The sequence below is a fragment of the Amycolatopsis decaplanina DSM 44594 genome (genome assembly GCF_000342005.1).
GTDB classification, from domain to species: domain Bacteria; phylum Actinomycetota; class Actinomycetes; order Mycobacteriales; family Pseudonocardiaceae; genus Amycolatopsis; species Amycolatopsis decaplanina.
The window spans coordinates 311845-329946 of record NZ_AOHO01000026.1 but is presented as its reverse complement, the minus strand read 5'-3'; the positions used below and the strand labels follow the sequence as shown (position 1 = coordinate 329946).

The window sequence follows — 18102 nt, the reverse complement described above, 5'->3', positions numbered from 1 at the left end:
GGGAAGCGTTGTCGCCAAGACCCGAGCACACTCCGGGTTCGGGGAAACAGGGAGAGACAGCATGGATCCGAAGAGGAAGGCCATCACCGCGGCGGTGGTGGGGACGGCTCTGGGCGTCGGCGGCCTCGCCGTGGTCGCGATGCCGGCCACCGCGGGCGACGCGCCCGTCTTGCCGCAGATCAGCGCCGAAGAGCTGGTGCAGTCGACGCTGAACGCGAAGCCACCGGCGTTCGACGGGAAGGTCAAGGTCAGCAACGACCTCGGCCTGCCGCAGGTCGGCAGCACCCTGCCCGGCGTCTCGGCGCTCGACATCGACTCGGCGCAGGTGTCGACCGACGGCGCGGGCAAGAGCAAGGTGTCGCTCACCGAGGGCTCCAGCCAGCAGACCATCGTCCAGAACGGCCAGACCGTCTGGGAGTACAACTCCAAGGACAACTCGGCCACCAAGGTGACCATCCCGGCCGAACTGGCCAAGGAGCACCAGGACAAGGCCAAGGGCCAGGCCGTCGACCCGGCGACGGTGGCGTCGGAACTGCTCGGCAAGGTGCGCGAGAGCAGCACGATCGCCGTCGACGGGACGGCCGCGGTGGCGAACCGGTCCGCGTACGAACTGGTCCTGACCCCGAAGCCGGCCGAGCGGACGCTCCTGCGCGAAATCCGCGTCGCGATCGACGAGCAGACCCGTCTGCCGCTGCGCGTCACGGTGCTGGCCAACGGCACCTCCTCCCCGGCGCTCGAGGTCTCCTTCAGCGAGATCAACTTCGCGGACCAGCCCGCGTCGAACTTCGAGTTCACCCCGCCCAAGGGCGCGAAGGTGACCGAGAAGACCGCCGAGGCCGACCCGAAGAGCCGTGAGCTCGCCGAGCAGGCGAAGTCCGACGTCAAGGTCGTCGGCGACGGCTGGGACACCGTGATCACCGGCAAGATCCCGGCCGACGCGCTGGCGAAGGCCGGCGAGGCCAAGGACGAGAAAGGCCGCCAGGTCGACCCGAAGGCGCTGCTTTCGCGGTTCGCCAAGCCGGTCAGCGGTGCCTGGGGCAGCGGCTGGCTGGTGACCACCAAGGTCGGCAGCGGCGTGCTGACCGACGACGGCCGTTACGCCGTCGGCGCGGTGCCGGAGCAGGTCCTCTTCGAAGCCTTGGCCGCGAAGTGACCACCACGTTCGAAGCCGGGACGGACGCCTCCCGGGAGGCGTCCGCTCCGGCGGTACCCATGGCGGCCCGCACCAGGGGCCTGCGCAAGGTCTACGGCCGCACGGTGGCCGTGGACCACGTCGATCTCGACGTTCCCGAAGGCGCCGTGCTGGGGATGCTCGGCCCCAACGGTTCGGGCAAGACGACGACCATCCGGATGCTGCTCGGTCTCGTGCGGCCCACGGAGGGCGAGGTCGAACTCTTCGGCAAGCGGATGCCCGACGAGGCGGCGCACGCGCTGCCCGATGTCGGCGCGCTCGTCGAAGGACCGGGTTTCCACCCTTTTCTTTCCGGACGGGAGAACCTGCTGCGCGTGGCCGCGGCGGAACCGAGGCTGGCCTCGGCCGGGATCCCCGGTGCGGTCGACGCGGCGCTTGAGCGCGTCGGCCTGACCGATGCCGCCACCCGGCGCTACAAGGGGTATTCGCTGGGGATGAAGCAGCGGATGGGGCTGGCGAGCGCGCTGCTCGTGCCGAGGCGGATGGTCGTGCTCGACGAGCCGACCAACGGCCTCGACCCGGCCGGTACCAGGGAGATCCGCCGGATCATCGCCGAACTGCACGCCGACGGCGTCACCGTGCTGGTGTCGTCGCATCTGCTGGCCGAGGTCGAGGCGACCTGCACGCACGTCGCGGTGCTCCAGTCGGGGAACGTGATCGCCCAAGGCGAGCTCTCGGAACTGCTGGAGTCGGGGAACGCGGCGCTGCTGGTGCGGACGCCGGACGCGGAACTGGCGGTGGAGACGTTGCGGGAGAACCGGATCGGCAGCAGGCTGACGCCGGACGGTGTCCGCGTCGACCTCACCGCCGCCGAAGCCCCCGACGTGCTGCGTCATCTGGTGACGGCCGGGGTGGCCGTGCACGAGGCGGCGAGGGCGCGGACCGGGCTCGAGGACCTGTTCGCCCGACTGACCCAGCCGGAGTCCACTGTAGGCGGTGAGGGGGAGTCGTGACCCACGCTCTGGCCGCGGCACCCGCGGCACGGACCGGCCAGGACAGTGTCGGCCTGCTCCGGTTGTACCGGGCGGAACTGCGCTGGATCTTCCGGCGGCCCCGCACGCTCGCCGTACTGGGCCTGCTCGCGTTGATCCCGGTGATCATCGGGGTCGCGCTGACGCTCGTCGACGCTTCGGAAACGCGAGGTGGAGAGGACGGCGCGCTGCTCGCCTCCGCGGTCAACAACGGGTTCGTCCTGCCGGTGGCGGCACTGACCATGACGCTGGCGCTGCTGCTTCCGCTCGCTTCGGCGATGGCCGGGGCGGACGCGATCGCCGGCGAGGCGGCCCACGGGACGCTGCGAGGCTGGCTGATCGCCCCTGTCGGCCGGGGCAGGCTGCTCGCGATCAAGGCGTTCGGCGTCGCGACGGTTTCGGCGATCGCCGTACTGGCCATGACGTTCACCGGCTTCGCCACCGGCCTGATCATCAGCGGCACCGACTCGATGTTCACCCTCACCGGCTCGACGCTGAGCGTCTGGGACGCGCTGGGCCGCATCCTGCTCGTGGCCGCGTGGGTGATCCTGCAACTGTGGGCGGTCGGCGCGGTCGCGCTCGCGATCTCGGCGTTCACCGAACATCCGATGCTGGTCGTCGCCTCGGTGCTGGCCGGGACGATCGTGTTCACCATCCTCGGCGTACTGGACGCGGTCTCGTGGCTGCATCCGTTCCTGCTCAACGAGAACTGGTCGCAGGCGCCGGCCTCGGTGCTGATGGACCCGCTGGACACGACACTGCTCGGCGAGGGCGCGCTGCGGGCCGCCTGCTACATCGCCATCGGGCTCTCGATCGCCTACGCGCGGCTGACGACTCGAGACGGCTGACCCACCACGCAATTCGGCACCTGGTTGCGATAATTCACGGCACGAACCATCGCAACCAGGTGCCGAATCGCGTTGGCTGGGTGTCGCAACCAGGTGACTAATTGCGGAGTCGGGCGACGCCGTCCGGGTCCAGGGTGAGCCGGACGGTGTCACCGGGGCGCAGGTCGGCCGTCACCGGCGCGATCGCGTCCACGGTGGACAGATCGCCGCCGACCGCGACCACGAGCCGGACGTGTTCCCGCCGGTGCACCACGGCGACGACCTCACCCTCGATGCCCTCCTGGGAAACCCGCAGGCCGTGCGGCCGCAACCCCAGCCGCACGGCGCCGTCCTCGACGTCGGGCAGCGCGACCTCGCCGAGCACGGTCCGCACCGTCCCGCCCGACGCCTCACCGTCGACGAACGTGGTCACGCCGAGGAACCGCGCCACGTCCTCGTCCACCGGCTGCCGCCAGACGCGGCGCACCGCGCCCTCCTGCCGGATCTCACCGTCGTCGAGCACGGCGACGCGGTCGGCGAGCGTGAACGCCTCCTCCTGGTCGTGCGTGACCAGCAGCGCGGTGATCTTGCTGCGCCGCAGCAGCGCCGCGAGGTCGATCGCCAGCTGTTCCCGCAGTCCGGCGTCCAAACCGGACAGTGGTTCGTCCAGCAGCAGCAACCGCGGTTCCGGCGCCAGCGCGCGGGCCAGCGCCACCCGCTGCGCCTGCCCGCCGGACAGCTCGGTCACCCTCCGCCGCTCGTAACCGGCGAGCCCGACCAGCTCCAGCAGCGCGCGGACGCGTTCCGCGTGCTCGGCGCGCGGGACGTCGTGCATCCGCAGGCCGAACGCGATGTTGGCGGCGACGTCCTTGTGCGGGAACAGCTGCCCGTCCTGGAACACCAGCCCGAACTCCCGCCGGTGCACCGGGACACCGGAGAGGTCCTCGCCGTCCCACCGCACGGTGCCCGACGTCAGCGGCTCCAGACCGGTGATCGCCCGCAGCAGCGTCGACTTCCCCGAACCGGACGGGCCGAGCAACGCGAGCACCTCGCCGTCGGCGATGTCCAGCCTGGCGTCCTTCACCGCCGGATGAGTTCCATAGTGGACGGTCAGATCCCGTACCGACAGCGACACTAGAACTCCCCTACCGAATTCTGCCCGCGGACCGCGCCGAACCGGTCGATCAGCACCACCGCCACCACGGTCACGATCATGAGCAGCGCGCAGGCCGCGTAGGCCATCTGGTTGTTCAGCTCCCCCGGCCGCGAGATCAGCGTCGCGACGGCGACCGGCAGCGTCGGCGCGTCCGGCCTGGCCAGGAAGCTCGTCGCGCCGAACTCGCCGAGCGCGACCACGTAACCGAAACCGGCCGCCGCGACCAGCGAACGCGCCGTCAGCGGGAGGTCGATCTCCCGCCACACCCGGCCGGGACTCGCGCCGAGTGCCGACGCGGCCTGCCGCAGCCGGATGTCGACCGACCGCAGCACCGGCAGGACCATCCGCACGATCAGCGGGATGATCACCAGCGCCTGCGCGAGCGGCACCAGCAGCGGCGACGTCCGCAGATCACCCGGCAGCGCGTCGAGCGTGACGAGATAACCGAAACCGACGGTCACCGCGGACACGCCCAGCGGCAACATCAGCGCGGCGTCCATCGTCTCGCCCATCCCCCTGGCCAGCCTGCCCGGCGTGCGGCGCAACGCCACCAGCACGACCGAGGCAAGCACCCCGACGATCATCGCGAGCGTCGTCGCGTCGAACGCCGTCCGCAGCGACATCGACGCCGCTTCCCAGCCCGAGACCTGGAGCGCGCCACGGGAGCCTTGCCCGGCGAGCGCCTCGTACCCGGCGAGGCTCCAACCGTCCGAAGTGGACACGGATTCGACGAGCAGCGCCACGATCGGCGTCATCAGGAGCGCGATCACCGCGAGACCGGCGGCCACGGCCCACCACTCGCCGCCCCTCGGCCTCCGCGCGGTCTCGCTCCGCGAACGCAGGCGCACCGCGTTCTCCCGGCGCCGCCTCGCCAGCGCGCCGACGACGAGCGCGGCGACGACGGCGGCGAACTGCACCAGCGACAGCGCGGCCGCGCCGGAGAGGTCGAGCAGTTCGACCGTGCGCAGGTAGATCTCGGTCTCCAGGGTGCGGTACTTCGCCCCGCCGAGAATGAGCACGACCCCGAAACTGGTGGCGCAGAACAGGAACACCACCGCGGCCGAGGACGCGATGGCCGGCGCGAGCGCGGGCAGCGTCACCGAGCGGAAGGCACGCCACGGCGACGCGCCGAGCGCCCGCGCCGCATCCACGGTGCGCGGGTCGAGATGGCTCCACAGCCCGGAAACCGTGCGCGCGACGACGGCGACGTTGAAGAAGGCGTTGGCCAGCACCAAGGGCAGCAGCCCGCCGTCGGGCCAGAGCGCGCGGAACGCCAGGCCGACCACGACGGTCGGCAGCACGAACGGCACCAGCACCAGCGTCCGGACCAGCGCGACCCCCGGCAGCCGCACTCGTGAGAGCAGAAACGCGACCGGCAGGCCCGCCAGCACCGCCACGATCGTCGAAACCCCGGCACTGGCGACGGTGAATCCGGCGAGTTTCCAGGTCAGCGGGTCGCCGATGGCCGCGCCGACCCCGCCGGAGCCGAAACCCCGGCCGATGATCGCCGCGACCGGCCAGGCGAAGAACACCACGAGGAAACCGAGCGGCGGCACAGCGAGTGCGGCCAGCCCGGCTCCCCGGAACGTCGGCCTGGGGGTACTCAGCCGCCTTTCAAGGCGCGCTTTCGGATTTCCGCGGCCGGGCCGCGGCATCGGCTGTTCACTCACCTGGCCGTGTCAGCGGCCCGTCTCCGCACATCCGAGGCCTCCGGCCGAAGAACGACGCGGGCGCGTATCGTCGCCCGATCCGCCGACTTCAGTTCGGGAGACACGCCCTAACCTTCCACCAGCGTGCGCCACTGGGCGATCCACTGCTCGCGCCCGGCCTGGATCTTGGCCGGTTCGAGCGTCTTCGGCTGCTGCGGCAGCGGCGCGGCCTGCGCCCAGCCCTGCGGGAGCTCGACGCCCTGACGGGCCGGGTACACGTACATGTTGCTCGCCACGGTCACCTGGAACTGCTGGGACAGCAGGAAGTCCACGACCTTGCGTGCCTTCTCGACCTGCTTGCCGCCCGCGAGCACACCCGCGTACTCGACCTGGCGGTAGCAGGTGTCCAGCAGCGCCTTCGTCCTCGGCTTGCCGTCGTCGCCGATCTCGGCGGCGGGCGAAGACGCGTAGGAGACGACGATCGGGCGCGGGCCCTTGCCCGAGGAGCCGGAGAACTCCTTGGTGTAGGCCTCTTCCCAGCCGCTGACCGTCTTGAGCCCGTTGGCCTTCAGCTGCGTCCAGTACCCCTGCCAGCCCTGCTCGCCGAACTGGGCGACGGTGCCGAGCAGGAACGCCAGCCCGGGCGACGACGTCGCGGGACTCTCGGCGACCATCAGGTCCTTGTACTTGGCGTCGGTCAGATCGGCGAACGACTTCGGCTCCGGGATCCCCTTGTCCGCGAAGTACCGGGTGTCGACGTTGACGCAGACGTCGCCGAGGTCGACCGCGGAGAGCCGGTGCTCGGGGTCGACGGAGTAGCGCTGCGGGCCGCGATCGGCCTCCGGGCTGGTGTACTGCTCGAAAACGCCCTCGGTGAGCGCGCGTGAGGCGAACGTCGAGTCGATGCCGTACGCGACGTCACCGATCGGGTTCGCCTTGGTCAGCACCAGTTTGTTGGTCAGCGCGCCCGCGTCACCCTGCTTGAGCACGGAGATCTTGATCCCGGACTGCCGCTCGAACGCGTCGAGGACCTCCTGGGGAGCGAGCCACGAGTCGTGTGTCACGAGCGTGACCGTCGCCGGCGCCTGCGGGTCGTTCCCCGTGTTCCCGGAGAGCGAGCAGCCCGCGACGAGGGCGGCCACCGTGCCAGCCGCAACGACCGTGCGGAGGGCGCGTTTCATCTAGCCTCCTGCGTTCTTCAAAGGGGGGACCCGTGGCAAACGTGCAGCGTAGCCGACGGCGTACCACCATGGAGTCATGGCGGAAATCTTGAACGACAAGCAGGCCGACGAAGCCGTGGCGAAGCTCTCCGGCTGGGCCCGTGACGGCGTCACGATCGAGCGCACGGCGAAGCTGCCGAGCTTCCCGAAAGCCATTGAAGCGGTGGACAAGGTGGCCGAACTGGCGGAGGCGGCCGATCACCATCCCGACATCGACATCCGCTGGCGGACGGTCACGTTCCGGCTCAGCACGCACTCCGCCGGAGGGCTGACGGAGAAGGACTTCTCGCTTGCGTCGCAGATCGACGGGGTACTCGGCGACGTGTGACGTCCGCGACGTTCGCGCCACATCTCCGCTTCTCGGACGTCATCCCCTCAGGGAAACAACGAGAAAGGACGAGTGATGACGCAGGCGATCGTGGTGGGGTTCTCGGCGTTCGGCGCGATGGTGGCGGCCGCTGCCGGAGTGCTCTGGTACACGGCGCGCGAACGGCGCCACCAGCACGATCAGTGATCTTGATCACACCGGCGTTCGACAGGTAACACGGAGCCTGATCAACGCGCTGTTCCCGGCGGACCTGTCGCTTCTCGCCCCCGGAGAACCGCCGTGAACAACGCCTCCATCACCGCCGCCCAGCGCGCCTGGGTGACCACCTTCGCCGCCGCCATCACGCTGCTGGCGATCGTCGTGCTCGGCCTCCTCGGCTAGCTCTTCTCAGCCCGAGTAGGCCTGGCGGGCGGCGACAAGCTCCGGAAGGTGCTTCGCCGCCCACTCACGGCATGCCTCCATCGGCTCGAACAACGTCCGGCCGAGCGGGGTGAGCTCGTACTCCACCCGCGGCGGTGTCTCGTCGTACGCCGTCCGCGTGATCATGCCGTCGCGCTCCAGAGCCCTGAGGGTCTCCGTGAGGACCTTCGGCGTGACTCCCCTCAAAGGCACCCGCAGTTCGGAGAACCGGCGCGGCCCTTCTTCCAGGCACTGCACGACCAGGCCCGCCCACTTGTCGCCGATCCGGAACGGGGTCAGGTTCGACGGGCAGCCTGGCGCGAACATGTCGGGACTCAACGGCTTCACCCGTCCGAAGTTACCCGAGCGGCTTCGCCCACCGCGCCAGTTCGACCGAGGCGTCCTGATAGGTACGCGAACCGGTGGACATCGCGATCACCAGGTCGTACGCGTCGTCCTCCGGTGCGTCGAGGTCGTGCCCGTTGAGACCGTAGAAGACGAACGTCGCCATCCAGGACAGCCGTTTGTTGCCGTCGATGAGCGGATGGTTGCGCACGACCGACTCCAGCAACACCGCCGCTTTCTCGTGGAGCGTCGGATAGGCGTCCTGCCCCATCAGCGAGACCTGCGGCCGGTGCGCGGCGGAGTCGAGCAGCCCGAGATCGCGGATCTTCGGCACTCGGAGGTCCTCCGCGAGCGCCAAGAGGTCTTCGACGGTGAGGTACTCGATCACTGGGCGAGACGGTCGAGCAGGGCGGCGTAGCGCTCCCTGCCGTCCTTGGACAGCGCCCGGACACGATCGTCGCGGACGCGGCGCGCGGCGGCCTCGGTGATGGCGCGGACGGTCGCCTCGTGCTTGCTCACGCCGTCGGCCTCCGCCAGCAGGGCGAGAGCGCGCTCCTGCTCGTCGTTCAACCTCAAGGTCATGGCCATGTCCTCGATGCTACCACTCTGGTAGCACCGCTCCGGGCGTATTTTCCTCGCGTGAGCGTCGAGAGTCTGGGTGAAGCCGAGTACCGGCGCGTGTGGGACCGCTTCCACGCGGAGTTCGCTTTCAAGCCCAGCACCGACCGGTTCCAATGGCCGGGGATCGACGAACCGGCGGGATCGGTCACCTGGAGCCTGTCCGCCCTCGACGACGACCCGGGATACCTGCTGCTGGACCGCATGGTTTCCGCGGTCCGGCGAGGCCTGGCCTCCTGTGCCGACGAGTTGTACGCGCTCGACTGGCAGCACGAGTCGTACCGGTTCCCGACGTCGGCGAAGGACTGGCCGCTCAGCCCGTTCCCGGACGGTGACTACCACTGCTACCTGACGCCGGACTTCGCGCTCGGCACGTTCGGGCATCCGTGGGAGTACACGGTCTGCGTGTTCGGTGACGCGCTGGTGACCGCGGTTTCGGCGGAGCTGACCGAGATCCTCGGCGATCCCCTGCGCAGGTCCGCGTAGGCCCGATCGCCGGGACCGTACTGCCGATCGGCGGAGTGATCGCCGCGGCGGTCTCCGGCGTCGTCGCCGTCTCGCACGCCTGCCGCCGGGTCGCCGTGCGCCGAACCGGAAAAAGGGGACGATCGGAGGTTGCTCTGGCGGCCCTGTGACTCTTAGCTACTCGAACGAAGATTCTCCGAGAAGTGAGGGGTGTTCCATGGCAGGTCTGCGCAGACGCGAGGTGCTCGCGGGCGCGGTGGCACTGGCGGGCGCGGCGACGATCGGGCTGAACCCCGGCACCGCCGCCGCGGCCACGCAGCAACGTCCGGGCGCGCAGTTCCCGCCGTCGCTGGACTTCGGCGACTACCCCGTGATCGCGCGGGTGCGGTCGCGGCGGGCATTGGAGCACCTGCGGGTGCTCAGCGACAAGATCGGCCCCCGCATCGCCGGCACCGAAGGCGAACTGCGAGCGAGGGACTACATCGCGAAGGTGCTGCGCGATCTGCGCTACCAGGTCACCCTGCAGCCGTTCCCGATCGCCGACAAGTTCCTCGGCGGCCTGTCGATCGGCCGCGACAGCTGGCAGACCGGCTCGTCGCCGCAGGGCGCGCAGGACGTCACGCGCGAAGCCGTCGTCGTCGACGCCGGTGACGGCAGCACGCTGCCCGACGATCTGACCGGCAAGATCGTGCTGATCGCGGCCGTGACGAACAAGGCCGACGCGTACCTGACGGCCGCGCAGCGCGGAGCGGACGCCGTGCTGCTCGGCCGGATCGGCGCCGACCCGGCACGCAAGCTGTCCGCCTTCTCCCCGACGCTCGCCACGCCGGTCACCATCCCGGTGCTCGGCCTCGCCCAGGTGCAGGTGGAGCGCCTGCGCGAACGGCTCGCCAAGGGCTCGGTCACGGTGAAGGCGACGGCCACGCACCACAAGAACCTGACGTCGTACAACGTCATCGCCGAGCGGCCGGCCACGTTCCCCGGCAAGGACGACGGCGTGGTCATGGTCACCGCGCACTACGACAGCGTCCCCGGCTCCCCCGGCGCCAACGACGACGGCAGCGGGACCGTGCTGTGCCTGGAGCTGGCGCGCGTCCTGCGGTACCTGCCGACGAACAAGACGCTGCGGTTCGCGCTGTGGGGCTCGGAGGAATACGGGCTGATCGGCTCGCGGCACTACGTCAAGAACCTGTCCGACGCCGAGGCGCAGCGGATCGCGGGGTGCTTCCAGAACGACATGGTCGCCACCAGCTGGGACCCGGCGGTCACCTACTGGCTGCTTTCGGTCGACGGTGCCGACAACGCCACGACCGCGGCCGTCAACGCCGCCGCCAAACGACTCGGCTACGACCCGCGGGTCAAGGGCCCGGTGGCGCGCGGTTCGAGCGACCACGTGCCGTTCTTCGAGCGCGGGATCGCTTCGGGCAACTTCAGCTGGCGTGGCGAAACCGGCCCGGCGCTGCTGGAGCCGACCTACCACACGCCGGAAGACACCATCAAGGACAATGTTTCCCTNACCGTCCCTGCCCCCCACGAGGTTCTAGACGTTGAAGCGGAACTCCACCACGTCGCCGTCGGCCATGACGTAGTCCTTGCCCTCCATGCGCACCTTCCCCGCGGACCGGGCGGCGGCCATGGAGCCGTTCTCGATCAGGTCGTCGAACGAGACGACCTCGGCCTTGATGAAGCCGCGCTCGAAGTCGGTGTGGATGACGCCGGCGGCCTGCGGGGCGGTCGCGCCCTGCGGGATCGTCCAGGCGCGCGACTCCTTGGGCCCCGCGGTCAGGTACGTCTGCAGGCCGAGGGTGTGGAAGCCCGCGCGCGCCAGCGAGTAGAGACCCGGCTCGTGCTGGCCGACGGACTCCAGCAGCTCGCGCACGGACTCCTCGTCGTCCAGTTCGAGCAGTTCGGCTTCGACCTTGGCGTCGAGGAACACCGCGTCGGCCGGGGCGACCAGCTTGGCCAGCTCCTCGCGCCGGGACTCGTCGGTGAGGATGCCTTCGTCGGCGTTGAAGACATAGAGGAACGGCTTCGTGGTGAGCAGGCTCAGCTCGCGCAGCGCCTCGAAGTCCACCTCCTTCTGCGCCTGGAAGAGGGTGCGCCCGGCGTCGAGGATCTCCTTCGCCTTCTGGGCGTTGTCGAGCGCGGGCTTGTTCTCCTTCTTGGTCCGCGCTTCCTTCTCCAGCCGCGGCAGCGCCTTCTCCAGGGTCTGCAGATCGGCGAGGATCAGCTCGGTGTTGATCGTCTCGATGTCGCTGCCGGGGTCGATGCGGCCGTCGACGTGGATCACGTCCGGGTCGTCGAACACGCGGATGACCTGGCAGATCGCGTTGGCCTCGCGGATGTTCGCGAGGAACTTGTTGCCGAGACCTGCGCCCTCGGAGGCACCCTTCACGATTCCCGCGATGTCCACAAAGGACACGACGGCGGGCACGGTCCGCTCGGAGCCGAAGACCTCGGCGAGCTGGTCCAGCCGCGGATCCGGCAGCGGGACGACACCGACGTTGGGCTCGATCGTGGCGAACGGGTAGTTCGCCGCGAGCACGTCGTTGCGGGTCAGCGCGTTGAACAGGGTGGACTTGCCGACGTTGGGCAGGCCGACGATGCCGAGGGTGAGACTCACGGGCCAGAAGTCTACGTGCCGCCCGCCGCCCCATCCGCCGAGGCCTTGATCGCCGTGTCGGATTTCCGCCAGCCGCGCCCCCGACCTGGTGGCACGATCGATGTCATGACCGAGCAGACCCTGGCCGAACGGGCCGTGTGGCGCGACGCCGAACGGTGTTACCGCGCCGTCGCCGCCCGTGATTCCCGGTTCGACGGCCAGTTCATCATGGCCGTCTCCACCACCGGGATCTACTGCCGTCCGTCCTGCCCCGCGTCGACGCCGAAGCAACAGAACGTCCGCTTCTACCCGACGTCGGCGGCCGCGCAGGCCAACGGCTTCCGCGCCTGCCGCCGTTGCCTCCCCGACGCCGTCCCCGGCTCGCCCGACTGGGACATCCGGGCCGACCTCGCCGCACGGGCGATGCGGCTCATCTCGGACGGGACCGTCGAACGCGACGGTGTTCCGGGGCTCGCGCGGCGGCTCGGCTATTCCGAACGCCAGCTCGGGCGCGTCCTCACCGCGGAACTCGGTGCCGGGCCGCTGGCGCTGGCCAGGGCCCACCGGGCGCACTCGGCGCGGCTGCTGATCGAGATGTCCGGGCTCCCGCTGACCGACGTCGCGTTCGCGGCGGGGTTCTCCAGCGTCCGCCAGTTCAACGAGACGATCCGCGAGGTGTTCGCGACGACGCCTTCGCAGCTTCGCGCGGCGAGTCTGCGTCGCGAGCGTCGTAAGGCCGAGGAATTGCCGACCGGGACCCGCTTGAGCCTGCGGCTGCCGTTCCGTAAACCGTTCGACGCGGACGGGGTGCTGGATTTCCTGGCCGTCCGGGCCGTCCCGGGCGTCGAGCACGTGACGCACGACGATGCCGGGGTGACCGGCTACGGACGCACGCTGCGGCTCGCGCACGGCTCCGGCGTGGTGTGGCTGACGGCGAAGGACGACCACGTCCGGTGCGATCTGCGGCTCACCGACCTGCGCGACCTGAGCAGCGCGGTGGCGAGGGTGCGGCGGCTGCTCGACCTCGACGCCGACCCCGAGGCGGTCGCGCGGGTCCTCGGGGCCGACCCGGCACTCGCGCCGCTGGTCGAGGCGATCCCCGGCATCCGGGTGCCCGGCGCTGTCGACGGCGACGAACTCGTGCTGCGCGCGATGCTGTCGCCCGCCGAGACGGCCGCGCTCGCCGACGCCCTCGGCGAACGCGTGCCCAGCTGCGACGAATCGCTGGAAGGGTTGACCACGGTGTTCCCGACGGCGGCCCAGGTCGCCGAACACGGCCCGGAACGAGTGGCCGCGGTGGCCCGCGCGCTCGCGGACGGGGTGGCGGTCCACGTCGGCCGCGATCCCGGGGAGCTGCGGGCGGAACTGCTGGACGTCCCGGGAATCGGGCCGGGGACCGCGGACTACGTCCTGATGCGCGTGCTGGGCGCGCCGGACGTCCTGCTGACCGGTGACCCGGCGCTGCGCCGTGGAGCGGCGGCGCTGGGCATCACCGACGACGAAACGACGCTGGCCGAACGCGGACGGGCCTGGCAGCCCTGGTCCTCGTACGCCGGCATGTACTTGTGGCGCGCCGAAAAGGGAGAATGATGAGCATCGCGTACTGGTCCACAATGGACACCAAGATCGGCCCGTTCACCGCCGTGGTGACGGGCGACGGGGCCGTGCTCGCCTCGGGCTGGACCGGCGACGTCGGCGAACTGACGCCGCTGATCTCGCCTTCCCTCACCCCTGGCGAAGTGAAGCAGCGACGGGACCTGGGCCCGGTGAGCACCGCGATCCGCCGCTACCACGACGGCGACCTGGACGCCGTCGCCGATATCGAGGTTCGGCAGCGGTCCGGCGCTTTCCGGGAGCACGCTTGGGAAATCCTGCGGAAGGTGCCCGCGGGCGAACCGGTCAGCTATGCGGAGTACGCGGCGCTGGCGGGGAATCCGGCGGCGGTGCGGGCGGCCGCGTCGGCGTGCGCGAAGAACGCGGCGGCGCTGTTCGTTCCATGCCACCGGGTGGTTCGGACCGGCGGCGGCGTGGGGAACTTCCGGTGGGGTGTCCCGGCGAAGCAGTGGCTGCTGACGCACGAAGCGGCCTGATCCGCCTCGTGAGTGGTAAGGACGGTTCTAACCGTCCTTACCACTCACGAGACCTGGGGTCAGGCGGCGTGGATCTCCACCGTAGAGCCCGTACGCGCCTTTCGGATCCGCAGTCGCGTCGGGATCCGCTGCCGCAGTTCCTCCACGTGCGAGACCAGCCCGACCACTCGCCCACCGGCGCGAAGCTCGTCGAGGATGTTCATGACGATGTCGAGCGTCTCGGCGTCCAGAGTGCCGAAGCCCTCGTCGATGAACAGCGTGTCCAGCAGCGCTCCGCCGGTTTCGGCGGCGACGACGTCGGCGAGGCCCAGGGCAAGCGAGAGTGACGCGAGGAAGGACTCGCCACCCGAAAGCGTCTTCGCGGGCCGGATGGTGCCGGAGTAGTCGTCGAGCACGTCGAGCCCGAGGCCGCCACGAGTGCCCCGCACCCCGGCCGCGTCGGAATGCACGAACGAGTAGCGGCCCTGGCTCATCGTCCGCAGGCGAGCCGTCGCCGCGACCGCGACCTCCTCCAGTCTCGCGGCGAGGACGTACGAGCGCAGCGACATCTTCCGCGCGTTCTGCCCGCGTCCGTTGACCACCTCGGCCAGCGCCTTCAGTTCGAGATACCGCTCTTCGACCGGCGCCAGTCCCGCCATCAAGGACGTCATCCGCTCGGCCAGTTTCGTCAGGTCGGCGTGCCGCGAAGTGGCCGCCCGCAGAGCCACGAGCGCCTGTTCGGCCTCGCCTCGCGTGTCCTGCGCCGCATCGGCCGAAGCACCGACGTCGATCTCGTCCTCCGGCGAGATGCCGAACAACTCGGGCTGCGCGAGCTCCTCGCGGGCGGCCCGTTCCATCACCTTCGCGTCGGCGAGGCCGGCCTCCAGTTTCGCGATCTGCTCGTCCGGCCGCGCCGCGGCACGCATCTCGTCGAGGTCCGCGAAACCCTTGGCCCGCAACGCTTCCTTGACCAGTTTCGCTTGCTCGTCACGGCGCTCCCTGGCACCTGCGACGTTCAACCGCGCTTCGGCGAGCGCGTCGAGACGGGTCGCGAGGCCCAGCAGATGCCGCCGGCGGGCGGCGACGTCGGCGAACTCTCCGCGCGCGCTCTCCAACCGGCGCTCGCGTTCGGTCAGCCGCTCCGTCAAACCGCGTACTTCGGTCTCGGCCTCGACCGCGCGCCGTTGGGCCGCCCCGCGCTGTTCGGTCAGTTGCTCGATCTTCCGTTCCAGGGCACCGACCTGGTCCGCGAGAGCAGGCTTTCGGCGAGCGGTCTCCGACAGCGTGGCGACCAGATCGCGCGCCTCGCCGAGCCCGGCCCGCAGTGTCACGTCGGTGTGCTCGCCCAACCTCGCGATCAGGACGGCCAGGCGGTTTTCGGCTTCCAGCAACGCGGCTTTCGCCTTCTCGCGCCGCGTGTGCGCCTGCTGCTCCGCGACTTCGGCGCGGCGTTCGTCCTCGGGATCGACCAGACCGCCGGTGTGCGTCGCCGGCGACGGATGCTCCGTCGCCCCGCAGACCGGGCAGTCCTCGCCCGCGCGGAGACCGGCGGCGAGTTCGGCCGCCATTCCTTCGAGACGCCGCTCCCGCAGGTCCAGCCGATGCTGACGGGCCTGCTGATGGCCGTCCACGGCATCGCCGACCGCCACACGCGCCCGCTCGACGACCTGCTGTGCCTTGGGCACCTCATCGGCATCGCGGGCCAACGCGGTCAGCTCGTCGACACGGGTGCGGGCGCCGTCGAGCTTCGCTTCGGCCTCGGCGGCAGCGGCCGCTTCGGCGCGCAAAGCCGCGACCCTCTCCGGCGCGGCGCCCAGTTCGGCGGCGAAGTCCTCAGCCTGCTTCTTCGCCTTGTCGGCGGCGGCGTTCAGCTGTTCGCGGCGAACCAGATCCCGTTGCTGCTGCTCGCTTTCCGCCACGAGTTCGGCTAGTGCGCCCGCCTCTTCCCGCGCTCCGCCGGCACGAGCACGCAGCTCGGCGGCGGAACTCTCCGCGGCGTCAGGCACTTCCTGAGCCCGGAGAGCCTCCGCGGCTTCGGCCTCCGCGAGCTGGTCCAGCCTGCGTTCGAGGAGATCGGCCTCCGCGACCACACCCGCCGCACGATGCGCCGCTTCGACCTCTTCCGCCCACTCCGCACGCTGGTCCGCCTGCTCGGCGATCGCCGAAAGCCGCGTGTACGCGGTGCGCACCCGGCGGATCCGTTCGGCGGTGGACCGGTTCTCCTGCCAGACGGCCTCAGCCGTCTTGGCCGCCGCGCGAGCCTTCGTGTCCCGTTCCTGTGCCTCGCCGACGCGCCGCGCCGACTCGGCGAGCACCTCTTCGACCCACTCGGCCTGCCCTTCTTCGGGCGCTTCCTGTCGCGCGACCTGCGCGAACCGCGCGACCCACTCCCGCAGCGACTGCTGCCTCGCCTGAAGCTCGCGGCCGCGTTCGGCGCGCAGATTCGCGAACCAGTCCTCGACGCACGCGAAGCGCTCGGTGCCGAACAGCCGCTCCAGCAGCTCCTCGCGCTCGGCCGTGTTCGCGCGCAGGAACCGCGCGAACTCGCCCTGCGGCAGCAGAACCACCTGGAAGAACTGCTCGTGCGTCATGCCGATGAGCCGTTCGACCGTGCGCGCGACCTCGTCGATCCGCGTGATGCCCTCGGCCACGTGTCCGGCGGGCACCGTGCCGACCCAGTTCAGCACCGCCTTCGCCTGCTGGACGGTCATCCCCTCGCCCCTGCGCTTGGGCCGCTGGTACTCGGGGTTGCGCGCGATCCGCATCCGCTGGCCCTGCACGGTCAGTTCGAGGACGACCTCGGTGACCTGGTCAGGCTCGGCGAGGTCGCAGCGCAGCCGTTTGACCTGGCCGCGAGCGCCGGGGACCGTGCCGAACAACGCGAACGCGATCGCGTCGAGCAGCGTCGTCTTCCCCGCGCCGGTGTCACCGTGCAACAGGAACAGCCCATCGGCGCCGAGCACGTCGAAGTCCACCACCTCCCGGCCCGCGTACGGACCGAAAGCGGCGACCTCCAACCGGTGCAGTCTCATACTTCGCGCTCCCTGCCCGCCGCGCCCAGCGCCGCCAGCACCAGCCGCTCCTCGCTCTCCGACGGGGCGGATCCGCGGCAGTCCTCCAGGAAACTGCGGGTGATCTCGACGTCGGATCGCCCGCGGACGGCTTCGGCGTACTTCAGCGCGGCCCCGTCGTGCCCGCCTTCCGGCTGCCAGTCCATGTGCACCGCGTACGGGAACCGCTCACGCAGTTTGCGCATGGCGTCGATCGGGCGGACCCGGTCGGTGACCGTGAAGGAGAGGAAATGCTCGGTGAGGCCGTCGTGCTCCGGATCCGAAAGGAGATCCGCCAGCTCGCCGCGCAGCATCGCGAGGTGCCGCGGCACCGGCAGTTCGTGGCGCCGGACCTCGCCGAGCCCGCCGGCGCCGAGTTCCACCAGCCAGACCGACTTCCGTTGGCGTGTCTCGGAAAACGAGTACGCCAGCGGACTGCCCGAATAGCGCAGGTGCTCGGCGAGGGTCTGCGGGCCGTGCAGGTGGCCGAGCGCGACGTAATCGACGCCGTCGAACACCGAACCCGGCACCTGCTCGACGCCGCCGACCGCGATGGTCCGCTCGGATTCGGTCGGCTCGCCGCCGGTGACGAAGGCGTGCGCGAGCACCACCGACCGCGTCCCGGACGGCCGTCCGGCGAGATCCGCCCGGATCCGCCGCATCGCCTCGGTGAGCACGCCGGTGTGACCGCGGGCCTCGGGTACGCCGAGGGCGTGGCGCGCGGGCTCCGGTTCGAGGTACGGGATCCCGTAGAGGGCGACCTCGCCGTGTTCGTCGGGAAGCAGCACCGGCTCGGCGAGCCCGTCGATCGTGGCGCGCAGGTGCAGCCCGCCGGCCGCGGCGAACTCGGCGAACGCGCCCAGCCGCGGCGCGGAGTCGTGGTTGCCCGGTGTCATCACCAGTTTCGCCCCGGCTTGGCGGATCCTGCCCAGCGCCGTGGTGGCCACGCGGACGGCCTCCGCCGAGGGCACCGCTCGGTCGTAGATGTCCCCGGACACGAGCACGACGTCGACCGACTCGGCGACCACGAGATCGGCGAGATGACCGAGCACGGCTTCCTGTTCGGCGAGCAGATCGGCGCCGTGGAAGGTACGGCCGATGTGCCAGTCGGACGTGTGCAGGAGCTTCACGCAGCCCAAGGTAGGGCCGCGCACCGGCCGGAGCAGGGAGGCGCGCCCTTGGCGGCACCGCGCTTTCCGACACGCCGGGGA

The 18102-nt window shown here is 70.6% G+C and carries 17 protein-coding genes and 1 pseudogene; 8 read left to right on the top strand and 10 right to left on the bottom strand.

The genetic code is table 11. The annotated features are described in order from the left end of the window. The first annotated feature begins 61 nt into the window (after window positions 1-61). The 3 genes from H074_RS05025 to H074_RS05015 are packed head-to-tail and all read left to right on the top strand — an operon-like array spanning window position 62 to window position 3011. Complete coding sequence (locus tag H074_RS05025; protein ID WP_007028936.1) at window positions 62-1153, top strand: LolA family protein; 1092 nt, start codon at window positions 62-64, stop codon at window positions 1151-1153. Next, complete coding sequence (locus H074_RS05020; protein ID WP_007028935.1) at window positions 1150-2145, top strand: ABC transporter ATP-binding protein; 996 nt, start codon at window positions 1150-1152, stop codon at window positions 2143-2145. The genes H074_RS05025 and H074_RS05020 overlap by 4 nt, the downstream gene beginning before the upstream one ends. After that, window positions 2142-3011: an ABC transporter permease gene (locus H074_RS05015; RefSeq protein WP_007028934.1), complete on the top strand. Its 870-nt coding sequence runs from the start codon at window positions 2142-2144 to the stop codon at window positions 3009-3011. The genes H074_RS05020 and H074_RS05015 overlap by 4 nt, the downstream gene beginning before the upstream one ends. A gap of 97 nt (window positions 3012-3108) precedes the next feature. Here H074_RS05015 and H074_RS05010 read toward each other — a convergent pair whose 3' ends face one another. The 3 genes from H074_RS05010 to H074_RS05000 form a co-directional block, all read right to left on the bottom strand. Then, window positions 3109-4125, bottom strand: a complete 1017-nt coding sequence (locus tag H074_RS05010; RefSeq protein ID WP_007028933.1) for an ABC transporter ATP-binding protein — start codon at window positions 4123-4125, stop codon at window positions 3109-3111. Continuing rightward, window positions 4125-5702 carry an ABC transporter permease gene (locus tag H074_RS05005; protein ID WP_007028932.1) on the bottom strand — a complete coding sequence of 526 codons (1578 nt, stop codon included), beginning with the start codon at window positions 5700-5702 and terminating at the stop codon, window positions 4125-4127. Before H074_RS05005 ends, H074_RS05010 begins: the two co-directional genes overlap by 1 nt. A gap of 221 nt (window positions 5703-5923) precedes the next feature. Beyond that, window positions 5924-6976 (bottom strand): thiamine ABC transporter substrate-binding protein, encoded by a 1053-nt coding sequence (locus H074_RS05000; protein WP_007028931.1) that lies wholly within the window; start codon window positions 6974-6976, stop codon window positions 5924-5926. 76 nt (window positions 6977-7052) lie between these two features. Here H074_RS05000 and H074_RS04995 point away from each other — a divergent pair, with 76 nt between their 5' ends. Then, window positions 7053-7343: a 4a-hydroxytetrahydrobiopterin dehydratase gene (locus tag H074_RS04995; protein ID WP_007028930.1), complete on the top strand. Its 291-nt coding sequence runs from the start codon at window positions 7053-7055 to the stop codon at window positions 7341-7343. A gap of 387 nt (window positions 7344-7730) precedes the next feature. Here H074_RS04995 and H074_RS04990 read toward each other — a convergent pair whose 3' ends face one another. From H074_RS04990 to H074_RS04980, 3 genes are read right to left on the bottom strand one after another with little or no spacing between them, the layout of a single operon-like run. Beyond that, window positions 7731-8069 (bottom strand): winged helix-turn-helix transcriptional regulator, encoded by a 339-nt coding sequence (locus tag H074_RS04990; RefSeq protein ID WP_007028929.1) that lies wholly within the window; start codon window positions 8067-8069, stop codon window positions 7731-7733. A 31-nt stretch (window positions 8070-8100) separates the two neighbouring features. Next, on the bottom strand, window positions 8101-8475 hold the full coding sequence (locus H074_RS04985) for a type II toxin-antitoxin system death-on-curing family toxin (RefSeq protein WP_007028928.1): 375 nt from the start codon (window positions 8473-8475) through the stop codon (window positions 8101-8103). Then, window positions 8472-8675, bottom strand: coding sequence for a hypothetical protein (locus tag H074_RS04980; protein WP_016337139.1), 204 nt, complete (start codon window positions 8673-8675; stop codon window positions 8472-8474). Before H074_RS04980 ends, H074_RS04985 begins: the two co-directional genes overlap by 4 nt. 51 nt (window positions 8676-8726) lie before the next feature. Here H074_RS04980 and H074_RS04975 point away from each other — a divergent pair, with 51 nt between their 5' ends. Then, on the top strand, window positions 8727-9191 hold the full coding sequence (locus H074_RS04975) for a DUF2716 domain-containing protein (protein WP_007028926.1): 465 nt from the start codon (window positions 8727-8729) through the stop codon (window positions 9189-9191). Window positions 9192-9677: 486 nt separating this feature from the next. On the opposite strand, the gene H074_RS42220 is transcribed toward H074_RS04975, so the two are convergent. Further along, on the bottom strand, window positions 9678-10175 hold the full coding sequence (locus H074_RS42220) for a hypothetical protein (RefSeq protein WP_338022369.1): 498 nt from the start codon (window positions 10173-10175) through the stop codon (window positions 9678-9680). Here H074_RS42220 and H074_RS42215 point away from each other — a divergent pair. Then, window positions 10174-10614, top strand: a pseudogene (locus tag H074_RS42215) (M20/M25/M40 family metallo-hydrolase); the annotation flags it as partial. The gene H074_RS42220 and the pseudogene H074_RS42215 sit on opposite strands and share 2 nt — an antisense overlap. A gap of 96 nt (window positions 10615-10710) precedes the next feature. Here H074_RS42215 and ychF read toward each other — a convergent pair. Beyond that, the gene (ychF, locus tag H074_RS04965) at window positions 10711-11793 is read right to left on the bottom strand and encodes a redox-regulated ATPase YchF (RefSeq protein ID WP_007028924.1); all 1083 of its coding nucleotides are present in this window, start codon (window positions 11791-11793) and stop codon (window positions 10711-10713) included. 105 nt (window positions 11794-11898) lie between these two features. On the opposite strand from ychF, the gene H074_RS04960 reads away from it, so the two are divergent. Together H074_RS04960 and H074_RS04955 are read left to right on the top strand one after the other, a co-directional pair. Next, window positions 11899-13362: a DNA-3-methyladenine glycosylase 2 family protein gene (locus H074_RS04960; RefSeq protein ID WP_007028923.1), complete on the top strand. Its 1464-nt coding sequence runs from the start codon at window positions 11899-11901 to the stop codon at window positions 13360-13362. Continuing rightward, a complete protein-coding gene (locus tag H074_RS04955) occupies window positions 13362-13862 on the top strand; it encodes a methylated-DNA--[protein]-cysteine S-methyltransferase (protein WP_007028922.1) in 501 nt (166 codons plus the stop codon). Before H074_RS04960 ends, H074_RS04955 begins: the two co-directional genes overlap by 1 nt. Before the next feature lie 59 nt (window positions 13863-13921). Here the strand turns inward: H074_RS04955 and H074_RS04950 are convergent, their stop codons facing one another. After that, complete coding sequence (locus H074_RS04950; protein ID WP_039921482.1) at window positions 13922-16873, bottom strand: AAA family ATPase; 2952 nt, start codon at window positions 16871-16873, stop codon at window positions 13922-13924. Next, the gene (locus tag H074_RS04945) at window positions 16870-18021 is read right to left on the bottom strand and encodes an exonuclease SbcCD subunit D (protein WP_007028920.1); all 1152 of its coding nucleotides are present in this window, start codon (window positions 18019-18021) and stop codon (window positions 16870-16872) included. The genes H074_RS04950 and H074_RS04945 overlap by 4 nt, the downstream gene beginning before the upstream one ends. Window positions 18022-18102 lie beyond the last annotated feature (81 nt).